16 protein-coding genes are annotated in these 14,979 nt (G+C 46.3%); 9 read left to right on the top strand and 7 right to left on the bottom strand.

Annotated elements, in window-relative coordinates; translation table 11 throughout:
- From ACLTWA_RS07625 to ACLTWA_RS07615, 3 genes are read left to right on the top strand one after another with little or no spacing between them, the layout of a single operon-like run.
- Positions 1 to 291: a PqqD family protein gene (locus ACLTWA_RS07625; protein WP_412327018.1), complete on the top strand. Its 291-nt coding sequence runs from the start codon at positions 1 to 3 to the stop codon at positions 289 to 291.
- An 18-nt stretch (positions 292 to 309) separates the two neighbouring features.
- Positions 310 to 921: a Fe-only nitrogenase accessory AnfO family protein gene (locus tag ACLTWA_RS07620; RefSeq protein WP_412327017.1), complete on the top strand. Its 612-nt coding sequence runs from the start codon at positions 310 to 312 to the stop codon at positions 919 to 921.
- A gap of 14 nt (positions 922 to 935) precedes the next feature.
- Complete coding sequence (locus ACLTWA_RS07615; protein WP_412327016.1) at positions 936 to 1,922, top strand: hypothetical protein; 987 nt, start codon at positions 936 to 938, stop codon at positions 1,920 to 1,922.
- Positions 1,923 to 1,988: 66 nt separating this feature from the next.
- Here ACLTWA_RS07615 and asrC read toward each other — a convergent pair whose 3' ends face one another.
- From asrC to ACLTWA_RS07585, 6 genes are all read right to left on the bottom strand, one after another.
- On the bottom strand, positions 1,989 to 2,951 hold the full coding sequence (gene asrC / locus ACLTWA_RS07610; protein WP_412327015.1) for a sulfite reductase subunit C: 963 nt from the start codon (positions 2,949 to 2,951) through the stop codon (positions 1,989 to 1,991).
- A gap of 15 nt (positions 2,952 to 2,966) precedes the next feature.
- On the bottom strand, positions 2,967 to 3,761 hold the full coding sequence (gene asrB / locus ACLTWA_RS07605) for an anaerobic sulfite reductase subunit AsrB (RefSeq protein ID WP_412327014.1): 795 nt from the start codon (positions 3,759 to 3,761) through the stop codon (positions 2,967 to 2,969).
- Positions 3,751 to 4,770 carry an anaerobic sulfite reductase subunit AsrA gene (asrA, locus tag ACLTWA_RS07600; protein ID WP_412327013.1) on the bottom strand — a complete coding sequence of 340 codons (1,020 nt, stop codon included), beginning with the start codon at positions 4,768 to 4,770 and terminating at the stop codon, positions 3,751 to 3,753. Before asrA ends, asrB begins: the two co-directional genes overlap by 11 nt.
- Before the next feature lies 1 nt (position 4,771).
- Positions 4,772 to 5,539 carry a formate/nitrite transporter family protein gene (locus ACLTWA_RS07595; RefSeq protein WP_412327012.1) on the bottom strand — a complete coding sequence of 256 codons (768 nt, stop codon included), beginning with the start codon at positions 5,537 to 5,539 and terminating at the stop codon, positions 4,772 to 4,774.
- Between the two features lie 83 nt (positions 5,540 to 5,622).
- A complete protein-coding gene (locus ACLTWA_RS07590; protein ID WP_412327011.1) occupies positions 5,623 to 6,309 on the bottom strand; it encodes a Crp/Fnr family transcriptional regulator in 687 nt (228 codons plus the stop codon).
- A 63-nt stretch (positions 6,310 to 6,372) separates the two neighbouring features.
- Positions 6,373 to 7,935: an oligosaccharide flippase family protein gene (locus tag ACLTWA_RS07585; RefSeq protein ID WP_412327010.1), complete on the bottom strand. Its 1,563-nt coding sequence runs from the start codon at positions 7,933 to 7,935 to the stop codon at positions 6,373 to 6,375.
- A gap of 168 nt (positions 7,936 to 8,103) precedes the next feature.
- Here ACLTWA_RS07585 and nifS point away from each other — a divergent pair, with 168 nt between their 5' ends.
- The 6 genes from nifS to ACLTWA_RS07555 all read left to right on the top strand — a co-directional run bounded on the left by nifS (position 8,104) and on the right by ACLTWA_RS07555 (position 13,604).
- On the top strand, positions 8,104 to 9,288 hold the full coding sequence (nifS, locus tag ACLTWA_RS07580) for a cysteine desulfurase NifS (protein ID WP_412327008.1): 1,185 nt from the start codon (positions 8,104 to 8,106) through the stop codon (positions 9,286 to 9,288).
- Positions 9,289 to 9,356: 68 nt separating this feature from the next.
- The gene (nifU, locus tag ACLTWA_RS07575; RefSeq protein WP_412327007.1) at positions 9,357 to 9,794 is read left to right on the top strand and encodes a Fe-S cluster assembly scaffold protein NifU; all 438 of its coding nucleotides are present in this window, start codon (positions 9,357 to 9,359) and stop codon (positions 9,792 to 9,794) included.
- A 49-nt stretch (positions 9,795 to 9,843) separates the two neighbouring features.
- Positions 9,844 to 10,923, top strand: coding sequence for a tRNA 2-thiouridine(34) synthase MnmA (mnmA, locus tag ACLTWA_RS07570; RefSeq protein WP_412327006.1), 1,080 nt, complete (start codon positions 9,844 to 9,846; stop codon positions 10,921 to 10,923).
- Positions 10,920 to 12,032, top strand: a complete 1,113-nt coding sequence (locus tag ACLTWA_RS07565; protein ID WP_412327005.1) for an N-acetylmuramoyl-L-alanine amidase — start codon at positions 10,920 to 10,922, stop codon at positions 12,030 to 12,032. Before mnmA ends, ACLTWA_RS07565 begins: the two co-directional genes overlap by 4 nt.
- Positions 12,033 to 12,191: 159 nt before the next feature.
- A complete protein-coding gene (locus tag ACLTWA_RS07560; RefSeq protein ID WP_412327004.1) occupies positions 12,192 to 13,094 on the top strand; it encodes a patatin-like phospholipase family protein in 903 nt (300 codons plus the stop codon).
- A gap of 36 nt (positions 13,095 to 13,130) precedes the next feature.
- The gene (locus tag ACLTWA_RS07555) at positions 13,131 to 13,604 is read left to right on the top strand and encodes an N-acetyltransferase family protein (RefSeq protein ID WP_412327002.1); all 474 of its coding nucleotides are present in this window, start codon (positions 13,131 to 13,133) and stop codon (positions 13,602 to 13,604) included.
- Positions 13,605 to 13,711: 107 nt separating this feature from the next.
- On the opposite strand, the gene ACLTWA_RS07550 is transcribed toward ACLTWA_RS07555, so the two are convergent.
- On the bottom strand, positions 13,712 to 14,935 hold the full coding sequence (locus ACLTWA_RS07550; protein ID WP_412327001.1) for an argininosuccinate synthase: 1,224 nt from the start codon (positions 14,933 to 14,935) through the stop codon (positions 13,712 to 13,714).
- Positions 14,936 to 14,979: the final 44 nt, after the last annotated feature.

The following is a 14,979-nucleotide window of genomic DNA, read 5'->3' as shown; positions in this document are numbered from 1 at the left end:
ATGAATATCAGGAATGTAAGACTAAAGCCTGGATTTGTATTAAAGGAGCTTGGCGGGGAATTTTGTATCTTTGATGAAAGGGACAGTCAGAACGGTTCCTTAGACGGACTGCCGTCTGTCAATGAAACCTGTATTTTTTTATGGAACAGCCTGGAGCGGGGGGCCGGGGTCACAGAGCTGGCAGCTTTGCTTTCAGAGGAAAAAAATATAGATGAAGAAGATGCCCAGCTGGAACTGGAAGAGTTTCTTGCAAAGCTGATTCATGGAAAAGTAATTGAGATAGAAGACTAAAGGAAAGGGGCAGAAGCAATGGATAAAATAGCAGTATTCAGCAAAGATCAGATCATGGAACCGTTTCTTTCCTGTAACAGGGTGGATATCTATGAAAAACAGGCTGACACATGGCATCTTGTCCGTACCGTCAGCTTTCCCCCTGTAACAGGAAGTTCCGTAAAGGAATTGAGGCAGCAGACGGAAAATGTTGCGGCGTATGCAGAAGATGCAAAAGCCATACTCTGCAAAGAGATAACCGGAATCCCTTTTTCTGTATTTAATAAGAAAGGATACGGTATTTTCTGTACAGAGGAAGCAGGAGAAGAAGTCTTTCAGGGGGTAATGGAAGATTTGGAAGAAAGCGATGAAAAAAAGAGAATGAAAGAAGAGATGATTCGCAGTGCACGGCCTGTCCAGACAAGCACTCCCGGAATTTACCATCTGAATCTGCTGGATTTACAAAAGGAATGTCCGGAGGTATCCTCAAAAAAGGCAATTGTCCCTTTTCTTAAGGAAACTCCCTTTTTAGAGCTTCATTTGGTCTGTGCCCATATTCCCCCATGGCTGGAGCATGACTCCACCCTTTTAATAAAGGCTCAGTTAAACGATGGAGTTACTTTTGCAACCATAACCAAAAAACAATGCTAGAAAGAGGTAATGAAATGCAAAATTATATGGTTTTAGAGGATAAAAAGCTGCAGACTCCCTTTGGAATTCTTGGAGGAGTGGAATCCTTCTCCTGCCATCCAAACGGAGAGCTGTATGGAGTAAAGCTTTCTGAAAAAAATATGATTATCACTCAGGTAGGAGAACTGGTTCCCGCCTATACGGAGAATACCAGAAGAAAGAATAAGCCTTCCATTGAGTTCGACAGACAGGGAATGGTAATCAGCGTGGCACTGGAAGAACAGCAGGAAATCACAACTCCGATCGGGGAACTGCCGGCAGAATCAGTGAAATTCTATCCGGGAGGAGCACTGCACAGGGTATTTGTTTTGGATGGACAGATAAGCGGATTCTGGACAGAAGAGGATGAAAGAAAATTAAATATTCCGCTTACTTTTGACTTGGAATTTTCCGAATTCCGGGCAATGATCAATGGGATATGCTTTTATGAAAGCGGTGATATCAAAAGTATTACCCTGTTTCCGGGAGAAACGGCTGTCATACGGACCCCGGCGGGAATTATAGAAACGAAAGTGGGCATCTCTCTTTATGAGTCGGGAAGCCTGAAATCCGTGGAGCCGTCAAAGCCGGTCATTGTGCCGACTCCCATCGGAAATATTGCAGCCTATGATCCAGATCAGATTGGAATCAATGCAGACAGCAATTCTCTTGCCTTTACGGAAAGCGGAGAGATAAAGGCCCTGATCACCTGTGACCACTCCATCTACGTTCAGACAGATGACGGGGGTTTGAAAAAATATTCTCCGCATGTGAAGCCCCATCCTCTTTATGATGAGCTGCTTGCCGTGTCCGGCATTCCGGTGAAATTTTTTCCGGAGTCAGGGGAAGTAATGATTGAAAATGACAGGTATGATTTGGGATTGTGCGGGTTTACTCTGGAACCCTTTGCACGGCCGGGAATGCACTGCAGTCCATCCGACTGTGCAAACTGTTCCCTGTGTAATAAAGCTATGACAGAATAAAGGAGGGAGTTTCTTTCGGCAGGAATCTCCTGAGAAGAGTTCCTGCCAGTTTCTGAAGCTATTGGACTAATATTTGATCCCGCTCCAGTAAAGGGGCTTATAGACCTTCGCTGCTTCCGGCAGGGAAACTTCCTTCATGGCCCACCGGTAAAATTCTTCAAAGCCCGTCCGGTCCACAATATAACCGATATGTTCTTTTCCGCCCGGTGCGGTGAGATCAATGTATTTTTCCACATAATCATAAGTATTGAGAATGATCTTTAAGATGCTGTCCTCATCCACCCATTTTATAAAATCCTCTCCAAGGCGGGGATTTTTCTTGCCGGTACGGCCAAGAAGTGTGAGGCGGTAATATTTCTCACGGCTTCTGGTCCAGGCGCGGGTCGGACAGGCAAGCACACATTCCCCGCAGCCGATGCAGGTTTCATGGTTGCGGGCCACTTTGCAGTTGACCGATGTAAGAGCACCTGTTGATTTGCGTTTGCATGCCTTTACGCAGGCACCACAGTTTACACAGCGGTCTGCATCATAGTGGGGGAGAGTCATGCCCATAATCCCAAAATCATGCATCCGAACCTTGGCACAGTCATTGGGACAGCCCGTAAGTGCGATTTTAAAGTGAAGATTGTTAGGGAAAACCGCTTTTTCGATTTTTTTAGCCAGAGAGGCTGTATCATAACAGGCATAAGGACAGACGTTATTGCCGATACATGCGGTAATATTACGCGTTCCAGAAGCACTGTAGCCCTGCCCCTTTTCCCCCTGGTTAATGTCAAGGCCTTCAATAATTGGCTGGAGAAGGGCGTTGACCTTTGGAATATCAGCAAATGGAATTCCAGGGATCTCAAAGCCCTGTCTGGAAGTAATGTGTACGGTTCCGTTTCCATAGGTTTCTGCAATATTCTGTATCATGGGCAGAAATCTGGCATCCAGATGACCGCCGGGAATCCGGATCCGGGAAGCAGTAATCCCCCGGTGTTTGGTAATCCGGAATGCATTTTTTTTCAGTTCCTTCGTGTTAAAGTCCATAAGACGTTCCCCTTTCTAGTCCAAGAGTTTGCGGCCTTTGGTAAATGGAAAGACAGGGCCGTCCAGGCACACATAAGTGTCATCAATTTTACAGTGTCCGCATTTGCCGATTCCGCAGCACATTTTCCGCTCATGTGAGATCCAGATATTTTCTTCCTTAAGTCCGATATCCAAAAGTCCCTGGGTGGTAAAGCGCATCATGGCAGGAGGTCCCACCACGATTGCAGTGGCCTCTTCTTTATTTTTAAGTTTTAATTCAGGAATATACTGTGTGACCAGTCCGATCTGGCAGGCGGTGTCATCATCTGCACAGTCTACGGTCAGTATGACTTCCATTGTCTGTTTCCATCTGCCGAAATCCTCCAGAAAAAGAATATCCTTAGGCGATTTAAAGCCGGCGATGAGAGTCAGCCCTTTTGTTTCCTTCATATGGCTGGAAAAATAGTCCACCACAGCCTTGACCGGAGAAAGTCCGGTTCCCCCGGCGATAATGACAAGTTCTTTTTCCTTAAAATTCTCTATGTCAAAACCATTGCCGTAAGGGCCTCTTAAAAACAGACTGTCGCCCTGATACCGTTCAAAGATTTCCCCGGTTACTTTTCCCACCCGGCGGATGGTTAAGTCTACCGAATCGTCCCGGATGCCGCTGACTGAAATCGGAGCCTCTCCATACTTTGGAATGGAAACCTCAAAAAACTGACCCGGTTTTACCGCTCCATGATAGGCCATGCGGAACGTATACTCAATGTCCGTATGCCGGATCACCTCTTTGATCTCAGACCGGAAAGGAAGATACTCGTTATGATTCATGTTCATTTACCTCCTTCATCGCATCCTCCAGCTGATTGATGCAGTGGGAAAAGGAAATATACTCCGGGCATACATCATCGCACCGGCCGCAGCCCACACACATGGGAATTCCATTGCGCTTCTTATAATCGTACACCTTGTGGAGCACCTTAAAGCGCATGCGCTGTCCGTTGTTCTTCCGATAGCTGCCGCCTCCGGCCACATCCGTAAAACCGTCTGTCATACAGGAAGCCCATACTCTGCGGCGTTCTCCTGCCTTGCCGTTATCCGTATAGAAAATATCCTGCATGGTAAAGCAGGTGCAGGTAGGACACACGAAATTGCAGCGTCCGCAGGCGATGCAGCGGCTGTCGTATTGATTCCAGAGAGAGGCTTTCATCACATCCAGGGAGAGAGACTGGGGAATATTGACGCGGGTCTCTGTCCTGGTGACATAAGAAGGAGAAACCTCCTCCTGCTGTCTGCAATGGGCTGCCAGCAGTTCATCCCACTCCGGATTTTTGTTGTCAATCCTGACCCCATCCCCGGAAAGGTCCACGGAAGCGTGGTAGTCCTCTGAACGGTTCGTCTCCATATCCACGCAGAAACAGCTTTCATAGGCCTCTTCACAGCCCATGAGGATAAATTTCACCCGTTCCCGGAGCCGCTTATAGTAGAAATCTTCAGAGCCGTTATGTAGATAAATGGTATCCAGCCGCTTTACCGCATGAAGATCACAGCTTCGCAGAAAGATGATGGCCTGTTTTTCAGGGGCGGCTGGTTCTTTCACCGAATCCTCCGTAAAATAAAATAAGGTTTCTGAGATGGGGAGAAGAATCTCTTTAAAAGAAAAGTCTGACTTTTTATCAAAGACAATTTCCTCAATGGACTGAATCTCGCCGTAATGGATAGCGTCCGTATCGGAAAATGCCCCGCCATCCGGAATACGTTTTGGTGCAAAGATGACATAATCCTTTTTCCACTGGCAAAGCACCTCATTGATTTCATTAAGACCTAAAAGGTACCCCATGCTATACCTCCTTCTTTCTGGAAATGAGATAGTAAGGAACTGCAGTAAACAGGATTCCTCCGGTCATATTGCCAAGGGTCACTACCAGAATATTATAAAAATATCCGGAGATAGAAACAGCAGCCCCGCTGGGATTTAGAATTCCCACCGTCAGCAGCGTCATATTGGCAATGCTGTGTTCATAACCGCTGGTAATAAAAGCAAAGAGACACCAGAAAACCATGATCAGCTTCCCGCTTTCTGATTTGCAGCGAAAGCCGCACCAGATGGCAAGGCAGACCAAGACGTTACAGAGAATTGCTCTTAAGAAAAGAGGTACAAGAGGGATTGCCATTTTTGCCGCAGCAGCGGAGGCCATGAATTCCCCCACAGGACCGTTCGTCAGTCCGGCACCCCAGAAGATAAGTGCAAGGAGAGCGGAACCCGCCCAGTTTCCAAGCAAACAGATTACCCATAATTTCACTGTTTCCGCCAATTTCACGGTACCGCCAAACATTCCTCCGGCCATGACCAGATTGTTGCCGGTAAACAGTTCCGCACCAGCCATAATAACAAGACTGAGGGCAATGCCAAAGGACATACCCATAACGATCTTGACGTAAGGCTGACTGGAAATCATTCCTCCTAAGGAAAAAATGAGCAGAATGCCAAACCCCACATAAATGCCTGCCAGCATGGCTGCAATCCAGTAACCCAATGGATTTGCCTTTAAGAACTTTGATTTGCTTTCTGCCGCTTTTGCTAACGTGAAATATTCTTCCTGGAACATAAATTACCTCCTTTGTTTATTTTTTATCAAACTACCCACAAAAACAGTATAATCAACAAATAAAAAAAGCACCGTGATTTGTATCACGGTGACTTAAAAAAAACAGACAGTGCCTCCCTGTCCGGAATGATGATTTTTCCCTTCCGGACCCGGATAAGACCCTGTTCGGATAGATGCTTCAGCTGACGGGATACGGTTTCCCGCCGGGAACCCAGCATATCTGCCAGATAAGTAACGCTTAGATCCATACCGATCATGGTTCCGCCCTGATCGGGAATGCCGTAATCCTTAGACAGCCGCCAAAGCTTTGCGGCAATCCTCTTTTCCCCATGCAATGAATTGGAGGTGTTTTTTAACTGACGGTACAGGCGGCGGTTTTTCAGGGCAAGGGAATCGAACATGGCTTTTGTCAGGGAAAAGTCCTGGCGCATGATGCCCAGAAGGTCCATGGCGGCAAAACAGAGAACCAGGGACGGTTCAAATGCCTCACAATTAATGGAAGCGGGCATATCCTGCAGAACCTCTTCATTGATGATATCTCCCTTTCCCAGAAGAAAAATAGTCTTTCTCTCCCCCTGGGAATTGATTTTATACAAAGATACAAATCCGGTAATGACAATATAAAGCGTGTGGTTCGTTTCCTTATCCCAAAAGAGATGAGTTCCTTTTGGAAAGCTGCGAAGGCTGCCGCAGGCTTCCAGTGCGGCTGTTGACTTCTCCGAAATATTTTGAAAGATTTCAATATAAGAACATGCTTCTTTTACATCCATGGGAATCAGCCCTTTCCTTTTGTACAATTATAACAGCCAGAAGTATTAAGTCAAGTCAGGCATTTAAGATTCCCGGAATGGTTTTTCATCTGAAGTGTTCTTCATCATATGAGCGCCAAGAAGAAGGCATAAGTAGAAGATACTTAAGATCCCGATATGGAAAAGCGTTTTAACAAAAAGGGGCAGCTCTTTAAATGGATCAGCCACAGAAAACGCAGCATAATAAAATCCGATTGCCAAGAACATGAGAATTGCCGGCTTTGCGATCATATCCCATGCATTCCATGTAAATTCCACCTTTTTCTTTAACGTGAGAACATGCATGAGGGCCAGAAGGAGCTCACTTACCAGAGTGCCCACTAAATAGGCCAGGATTCCAAACCTTGGAATCCCAAAGAGCACAAAGCAAAGGCGGATGATCATGGAGATGACATTCTGTATAAAGGTTACAGAGGTCCGCCCAAGCCCGTTTAAGATGCTGCCCATGGTGGTGACCAGATAAATAAAAGGGCATAGCCAGGCAAGAATGGTCATGTAACTGCCTGCAGAGCCGTCTTTAAATACACTGATTCCCAGGTCATCACCGAACAAAGTAAAAATTCCGATGCAAAGGATGCCCACATACAGACAATACCGAAGAGACATGGAAATGGCTGATCCGATTCTCCGGTCATTTCCTTCTGACTGGGCCTCCGCGACAGTAGGCAGCAAAAGAACAGCCAGTGAATTAAAAACCGTAGATGGGAACAGAATAAAAGGCAGAGCCATTCCGGTCAAAACCCCGTAAACAGATAAGGCGGCCGAATCCGTAAGTCCTGACATCTGAAGCCGGCTGGGAATGAGGATCGCTTCCGCACTTGCAAGAATATTTAAGACCAGACGGTTTCCCATCAGCGGCATGGCAAGCTGCATAAGCTCCGGTGCCGTTTGCCGAAAACCGGAAGAAACGTGAGTGACTCCCGGTGCCATCCTGGGAGGAAAAAAGCGGTAAGCCGTGACTGTATAAAGAGAAGAAGCGACTTCACCGATTAAATGGCCCATAACGGCAAGCTGTACGGTGATGGTGATGCCGGATTTGATCATAATATCCGCAATTAAGAATACGGCTCCAATCCGGACGCTTTGTTCCGTGATCTGTGCAAAGGCCGGAACCTGAGGCCGCTGCATACCATAATAGTAACCGTTGATGCAGGCATGAATGGCGGAACACGGTACAGAGACAGCAACAAAGATCAGAAGAGGCGCGCAGCGTGGTTCCATCAGGATGTTGGCGGCTATTAAATCCTTGAACTGGATAATGCCGTATGCCAGAATTATGGAAATTCCAACTGAAATGATCAAACCGGCCCGGAAAATGGAACGGCCTTTTCTCACATTAGCCGCTACGGACTGGGATATGGCAGTTTGAATGGAACCGGCACATAAGGCAAAACAGATGCCGAATACCGGATGAATCAGATTAAAAACTCCAAGTCCCTCCGCTCCGATGGTCCTGGAGAGAAAGATCCGGTAAAAAAAGCCCAGCACCCGGGTAATGAGTCCGGCAGAGGTCAGAAGAAGGGTGCCGGTCAATAAGGCATATTTCGTTGGAGACAGTTTTCGCGGGATCTTTAGCGTATCATTCATGAAATCTCCTGAAAATGAGAATTATTATAAATATATGGAAAGGATTCTTTCTTCATGACATATTCATAATGAGAATCATTCCTATTGAAATTCTAGGAAATGTGTGTATAATAGAATTTGTAGATGAAGCTTTTAACTTTAGAACTACAGAAAGGCGGAACTAACAATATGAAGCAATTGATTTATCTTGACAACGCAGCAACGACCAAAACACGTCCAGAGGTCGTAGAAACCATGCTGCCGTATTTTACGGAATACTATGGCAATCCATCTTCCGTATATGAGTTTTCCGGGATCTCAAAGAAGGCTGTTGCAGGAGCCAGAGAAACCATCGCTAATGCTATCGGCGCAAAATCAAATGAGATCTATTTTACAGCAGGAGGCTCTGAGTCAGATAACTGGGCATTGATTGCTACGGCAGAAGCTTATGCGGCAAAAGGAAAACACATCATAACCAGTAAGATCGAGCATCATGCGGTGCTTCACACCTGTGAGTACCTGGAAAAACGCGGTTTTGATGTTACCTATTTAGATGTAGATGAGAACGGTGTCGTAAAGCTGGATCAGTTAAAAAAGGCAATACGTCCCGATACCATCCTTATTTCAGTAATGTTTGCCAATAATGAGATCGGAACCATCGAACCCATTAAAGAGATTGGCGAAATTGCAAAAGAACACGGCATTTTATTCCACACCGATGCAGTCCAGGCTTTTGGACATGTGCCCATCAATGTGGATGATTATCATATCGATATGCTCAGTGCCAGCGGCCATAAGATCAATGGGCCAAAAGGCATCGGCTTTCTTTATATCCGTACCGGCATCAAATCCCGCTCCTTCATTCACGGAGGCGGCCAGGAAAGAAAGCGCCGTGCAGGAACAGAGAACGTACCAGGCATCGTAGGTTTCGGCAAGGCAGTAGAGCTTGCAGTGGCTGAGATGGATGAGAGAATCAAAAAAGAGTCCGAGCTTCGGGATTATCTGATGGAGCGGGTGATGGCAGAGGTTCCTTATACAAGAATTAACGGCCACAGAAAGAACAGACTTTCCAACAACGTGAATTTTGCATTTCAGTTTATTGAAGGAGAATCACTTCTTATTATGCTGGATATGAAAGGAATCTGCGGTTCCAGCGGTTCCGCCTGCACCTCAGGTTCTCTGGACCCTTCCCATGTGCTTCTTGCCATCGGACTTCCTCATGAGATTGCTCATGGCTCCCTTCGTCTTACCCTGGATCAGGTAAATACAAAAGAAGAGATGGATTTTGTAGTGGAATCCGTGAAAGAGATCGTAGAAAAGCTGCGCAGCATGTCTCCTTTATACGAAGATTATATCAAGCATCAGGCGAAATAAAAAAGACATCTGCATCAGCGGATCAATACCCGTTGGAAATTATTACCTGGAAATGGAGAAAATAGAATATGTATACAGAAAAAGTAATGGATCATTTTGAACATCCAAGAAATGTAGGCGAAATAGAGAATGCAAGCGGCATGGGTACCGTTGGTAATGCAAAATGCGGCGATATTATGAGAATGTATTTAGATATCGATGAAAACCAGGTGATCCGTGACGTAAAGTTTAAGACCTTTGGCTGCGGTGCTGCGGTTGCAACCAGCAGTATGGCAACAGAGATGGTAAAAGGCAAGACAGTCAAAGAAGCAATGGAAGTTACCAATAAGGCTGTCTGCGAGGCACTCGACGGACTTCCTCCGGTAAAGGTACACTGTTCCTTACTGGCAGAGGAAGCGATTCACGCCGCATTATGGGATTATGCAAATAAGCACGGAATTGAGATTGACGGGTTAAAGAAACCCAAGTCTGACATCGGTGAGGAAGAAATCGAAGAAGAATATTAAGATGCCGGGCTTTTGCTTACCCGGCGGAAGAAAGTGGAAACGTGAAGCTATGAGTAAAGCGAAAGTAGTAGTAGGAATGTCGGGTGGCGTGGATTCCTCTGTGGCCGCCTGGCTATTAAAGGAAGAGGGATACGACGTCATCGGCGTTACCATGCAGATATGGCAGGACGAGGATACCAGGACCCAGGAGGAGAACGGAGGCTGCTGCGGACTCAGTGCCGTAGATGATGCCAGACGGGTCGCCTGGGATCTTGGCATTCCTTATTATGTCATGAATTTTAAAGAAGAATTTAAATCAAATGTCATTGATTATTTCGTAGAAGAATACCAGAAGGGAAGAACCCCGAATCCATGCATTGCCTGCAACCGTTATGTCAAATGGGAATCCCTTTTAAAGAGAAGCCTGGATATCGGTGCGGATTATATCGCGACCGGTCATTACGCCCAGATAGAAAAGCTGCCAGGCGGAAGGTATGCCTTGAAGAAATCCGTGACTGCTGCAAAAGACCAGACATACGCACTGTATAATTTGACCCAGGAACAGTTATCACGCACTCTGATGCCGGTCGGTGCCTATACCAAGGACCAGATCAGGGAGATTGCAGAAAAGATCAGTCTCCGTGTGGCCCACAAGCCGGACAGTCAGGAGATCTGCTTTATTCCGGATAACGATTATGCAGGCTTTATTGAAGAGAATGCCGGAGAAAAATCACCGGAAGGAAACTTTGTGGACTTAAACGGTCAGGTGATCGGCCGTCACAAAGGAATTACCCACTATACCGTAGGACAGAGAAAAGGGCTGAATCTGTCCATGGGACATCCTGTTTTTGTGGTGGAGATACGTCCGGAAACCAATGAAGTTGTCATTGGAAACGGAGAAGACGTTTTCTCTGACTCTTTAAGAGCCGGCCATGTGAACTGGATGGCGATTGACGGGCTTCATGGAACGTCTGTGCAGGTAACCGCCAAGATACGTTACAGCCATAAAGGGGCCCGTTGTACCATAAGGGAAGCGGAGGATGGTGTGATAGAGTGTAAGTTTGAAGAACCTCAGCGTGCCATTACGCCTGGACAGGCAGTCGTATTTTATGACGGCGACTACGTTGTTGGAGGAGGAACCATACTGTGAAAGAGGTAGGGAAAAAAAGAAGTTGGTTCCTCCTTTTTGCTGTCTTTTTCTGTGCAGCAATGCTTTTTGGCTGTCAAAAGAAATATGAACCGGTCCATGTGCCGACGGTGGAAGAGGCAAAGGGCGGTTTATTGGAAGAAGAGAAGGAAACACCGCCTGTCTCCGTGGAAGACAGTTCCGGCAGTGCTGAGACCAGCTCCCATGAAGCGGCTGTCATCAGGGAACCGGCACCTGCATTTCAGGGAACCGATGAAACGGTTTATGTGACTGGAAACCAGGTCAATGTAAGAAAGTCTCCGTCCTCTGACGGGGAGATCGTGACAAAGCTTAATAAGGGCCTTTCTTTAAAAAGGACCGGTTACAGCAGTGACTGGAGCCGGGTGTTTTATGAGGACAAGGTGTGTTATATTTCTTCCCGGTATGTATCAAAGGAAAAGCCGGAAAAGGAAAGCCAGGCCCCTTCTGTTACCGGTAACAAAGCAGGTAAGATCATTGCCATTGATCCTGGTCATCAGGCGAAGGGCAATTCTGAAAAAGAACCTGTAGCTCCCGGCTCTTCCCAGATGAAGGCCAAGGTGGCTTCCGGTACCCAGGGAGTTAAGACAGGGATTCCGGAGTATCAGCTTACCCTTGCAGTCTCCTTAAAGCTGAAGCAGGAGCTTTTGGACCGGGGCTATCAGGTCTACATGATCAGGGAGACCAATGAGGTCAATATCAGCAACGCGGAACGTGCCGGGATGGCAAACAAAAGCGGTGCGGATATCTTTGTCAGGGTCCATGCCAATTCCTTAAATGACAGCAGCATTCACGGTGCCCTTACCATGTGCCAGACCTCGAAGAATCCATATAACGGGTCTCTTTACGGAGAAAGTTTGGCCCTTTCAAAAGCCGTGGTGGACGGGATCGCAGGAAGAACCGGTTTTAAGAACCGGGGCGTGCAGGAGACTGATTCCATGAGCGGTATCAACTGGTGCAAGATTCCGGTTACCATTGTTGAGATGGGCTTTATGAGCAATCCGGAGGAAGACCGGAAGATGGCCACGGAAGAATACCGGGAGAAGATCGCAAAAGGGATTGCAGACGGAATTGATGCATATTATGCAAAATAAGAATAAAAAATAGAAGAACAGTCTTATTGGGAAGCCAGCTCTATTAAAGGGGAACATACATTAAGAACTGTTCTTCTTTATATAAAGCGGTCAGGCATAAATCCCTGTATCAAGGCATAAATTTTCCTGAAACTCAGCGGAAAAGCGAGGAAAAGGAAAATGGTAGATTACGGACTGGCACTGGCAGGCGGAGGTACCAGGGGAGCGGCTCATGTGGGAGTTTTAACAGCTCTTGAGGAAGACGGGATTCTTCCCAATCAGATCGCAGGAGCCAGTGCCGGAAGCATTGTGGCAGGGCTTTACGCATCAGGTATGGAAATCGGAGAAATGAGGGATACCGTGCGGTGGCTTGCCAGACATGGAAAAAGCCTGATTGACCCGGATATTTTCGGAATTGCATTGTTCCTGCCACAAATTATTTTAGGAAAAGAGATCAGGCTTAGCGGACTCATAAAGGGCAACCGTTTCCAGCATTTTCTTTGTGATCTGACGAAAAAATTAGATATTCAGGGGAAATGCAAAGGCCTTTTGATTCCTGCAGTGGATATTAACAGCGGGGATACGGTGGTATTTACCAACCTGTTTCAGGAACAGATCCCTTTATCCGCCCTTTCCCTGGAACATGTGAAATGGGAGAGAAGCGGTCTCTTATGTGATATCATGATGTCCAGCTGCTCGGTTCCGGCAATCTTCCGTCCAAGGCATATGAAGAATTTTCTGCTGGTGGATGGGGGTGTGACCAACAATCTTCCTGTGGATTTGCTGATCGCTGCCGGAGTTCCAAAAGTTCTTGGAGTGGATATTGGAGAGAAGTATGAAAAACCTCATGATGAGTCCATCATTGAGATTGCTTACCATTCCTTTTCTGTTATGAGCAGAGATTTAAAAGACTGCGGAAGCAGCGGAGAGGTCATGCTGTTAAACCCGCCCCTTCCTAAGGATGCCGGGCTTTTGACCTTTAGCTGTATGGAAGAGTGCATGGAAAGCGGTTATATCTATACAAAAAAGATGATTCCAAGAATAAAAAAGGCGTTAGAAAAGAAAAATCAGATAAAACATTAATACATAATAAACAGATTGCACATAGGAGGAAATATAATGGACATCACATATCGTTATGCGGAAAAAAAGGATGCCGGATTGATTCTTTATTTTGTCAGGGAACTTGCGGTTTATGAAAAGCTGCTTGATGAGGTTGTTGCAACCGAGGAAAGTATAGAAGAATGGATCTTTGAAAAGAAAAAGGCGGAAGTTATCTTTGTGCAGGCCGATGGGAAGGAAGTCGGATATGCTCTGTTCTTCCATAATTTCTCCACATTCCTGGGCAGAGCCGGAATCTATCTGGAAGACTTATATGTGACACCAGAGTACCGGGGACATGGACTGGGAAAAGCTCTGATCAAAAAGCTGGGCTCCATTGCAGTGGAACGAGGCTGCGGAAGACTGGAGTGGTCCTGTCTGGACTGGAATACCAAAAGCATTGAGTTTTACCGTTCCATGGGTGCAAAGCCCATGGATGAATGGACGGTTTACCGGGTTACGGGAGATGCTTTAAATGAACTTGCAAAATAAATAACAAAGGTGTAAGAACCAATCAAACAGAACGCATTCAGAATTTATTCCGAATGCGTTCTGTTTAATTCCATAGTTTCTATGAAATGTTACTTATCAAATACACCTTATTTATTTTTCTCCGCTTCCTGCATCTTCATGGCGCGAACCTTTAAGGGAAGGCCGAACAGAGTGATAAATCCGTCTGCATCGTGGTGGTCATAAAGGTCACCGGTGGTAAAGGAAGCCAGGGATTCACTGTATAAGGAGTAGGGAGAAGTGGTTCCGGCTTTGATGATATTTCCTTTATAAAGTTTGAATTTCACTTCACCGGTCACATATTCCTGTGTAGAGGTCACAAAGGCCTGGATTGCTTCCCGAAGAGGAGTGAACCACTTTCCTTCGTAAACGATCTGAGCGAACTTGTTTCCCATGTCTTTCTTTACTTCCATGGTAGCCCGGTCTAACACAAGCTCCTCCAGCTGCTGGTGAGCCTCTAAGAGAATGGTTCCGCCGGGAGTCTCATAAACGCCTCTGGATTTCATACCGACCACACGGTTTTCTACGATATCGATGATTCCGATGCCATGCTTTCCGCCCAGTTCATTTAAGGTGGTGATGATATCAGATACCTTCATCTTTTTGCCGTTTACACTCACCGGAATTCCCTTTTCAAAGGTCATGGTCACGTATTCTCCCTCATCTGGTGCTTTTTCCGGAGAAACGCCAAGTACTAATAAGTGGTCATAATCAGGCTCGCTGGCCGGGTCTTCCAGTTCCAGACCTTCGTGGCTGATGTGCCATAAGTTGCGGTCACGGCTGTAGCTGCTGTCAGCAGAGAAAGGAAGATCGATTCCGTGCTGCTTGCAGTACTCAATTTCGTCTTCTCTGGACTGCATGGTCCAAATATCGGTCATACGCCATGGAGCGATGATCTTTAAGTCCGGTGCAAGTGCCTTGATCCCAAGCTCAAAACGGATCTGGTCATTGCCCTTTCCGGTGGCTCCGTGACAGATGGCAGCAGCGCCTTCTTTTCTGGCTATCTCAACCAGTCTTTTTGCAATGGCAGGACGTGCCATAGAAGTTCCAAGCAGATATTTGTTCTCGTAAACGGCATTGGCCTGCACACAGGGAACAATGTAGTTATCACAAAAATCATCCACAAGATCTTCAATATATAATTTAGAAGCGCCGGATAATTTGGCTCTTTCTTCCAGACCGTCTAATTCGTTCCCCTGTCCGCAGTCGATGCAGCAGCAGATCACTTCATAATCAAAATGTTCCTTTAACCACGGGATAATTGCCGTAGTGTCCAGACCGCCGGAATAGGCTAAAATAACTTTTTCTTTCATTGATGAATCCTCCTCTACCTTAATTGTATATTTATCGGTTGAAC

Origin of the sequence: Lacrimispora sp. (assembly GCF_046972725.1) — a bacterium.
In the GTDB taxonomy this organism is placed as follows: domain Bacteria; phylum Bacillota; class Clostridia; order Lachnospirales; family Lachnospiraceae; genus Lacrimispora.
Note: the sequence above shows the minus strand (reverse complement) of the source record. Positions and strands in the feature narration are given on the sequence as shown.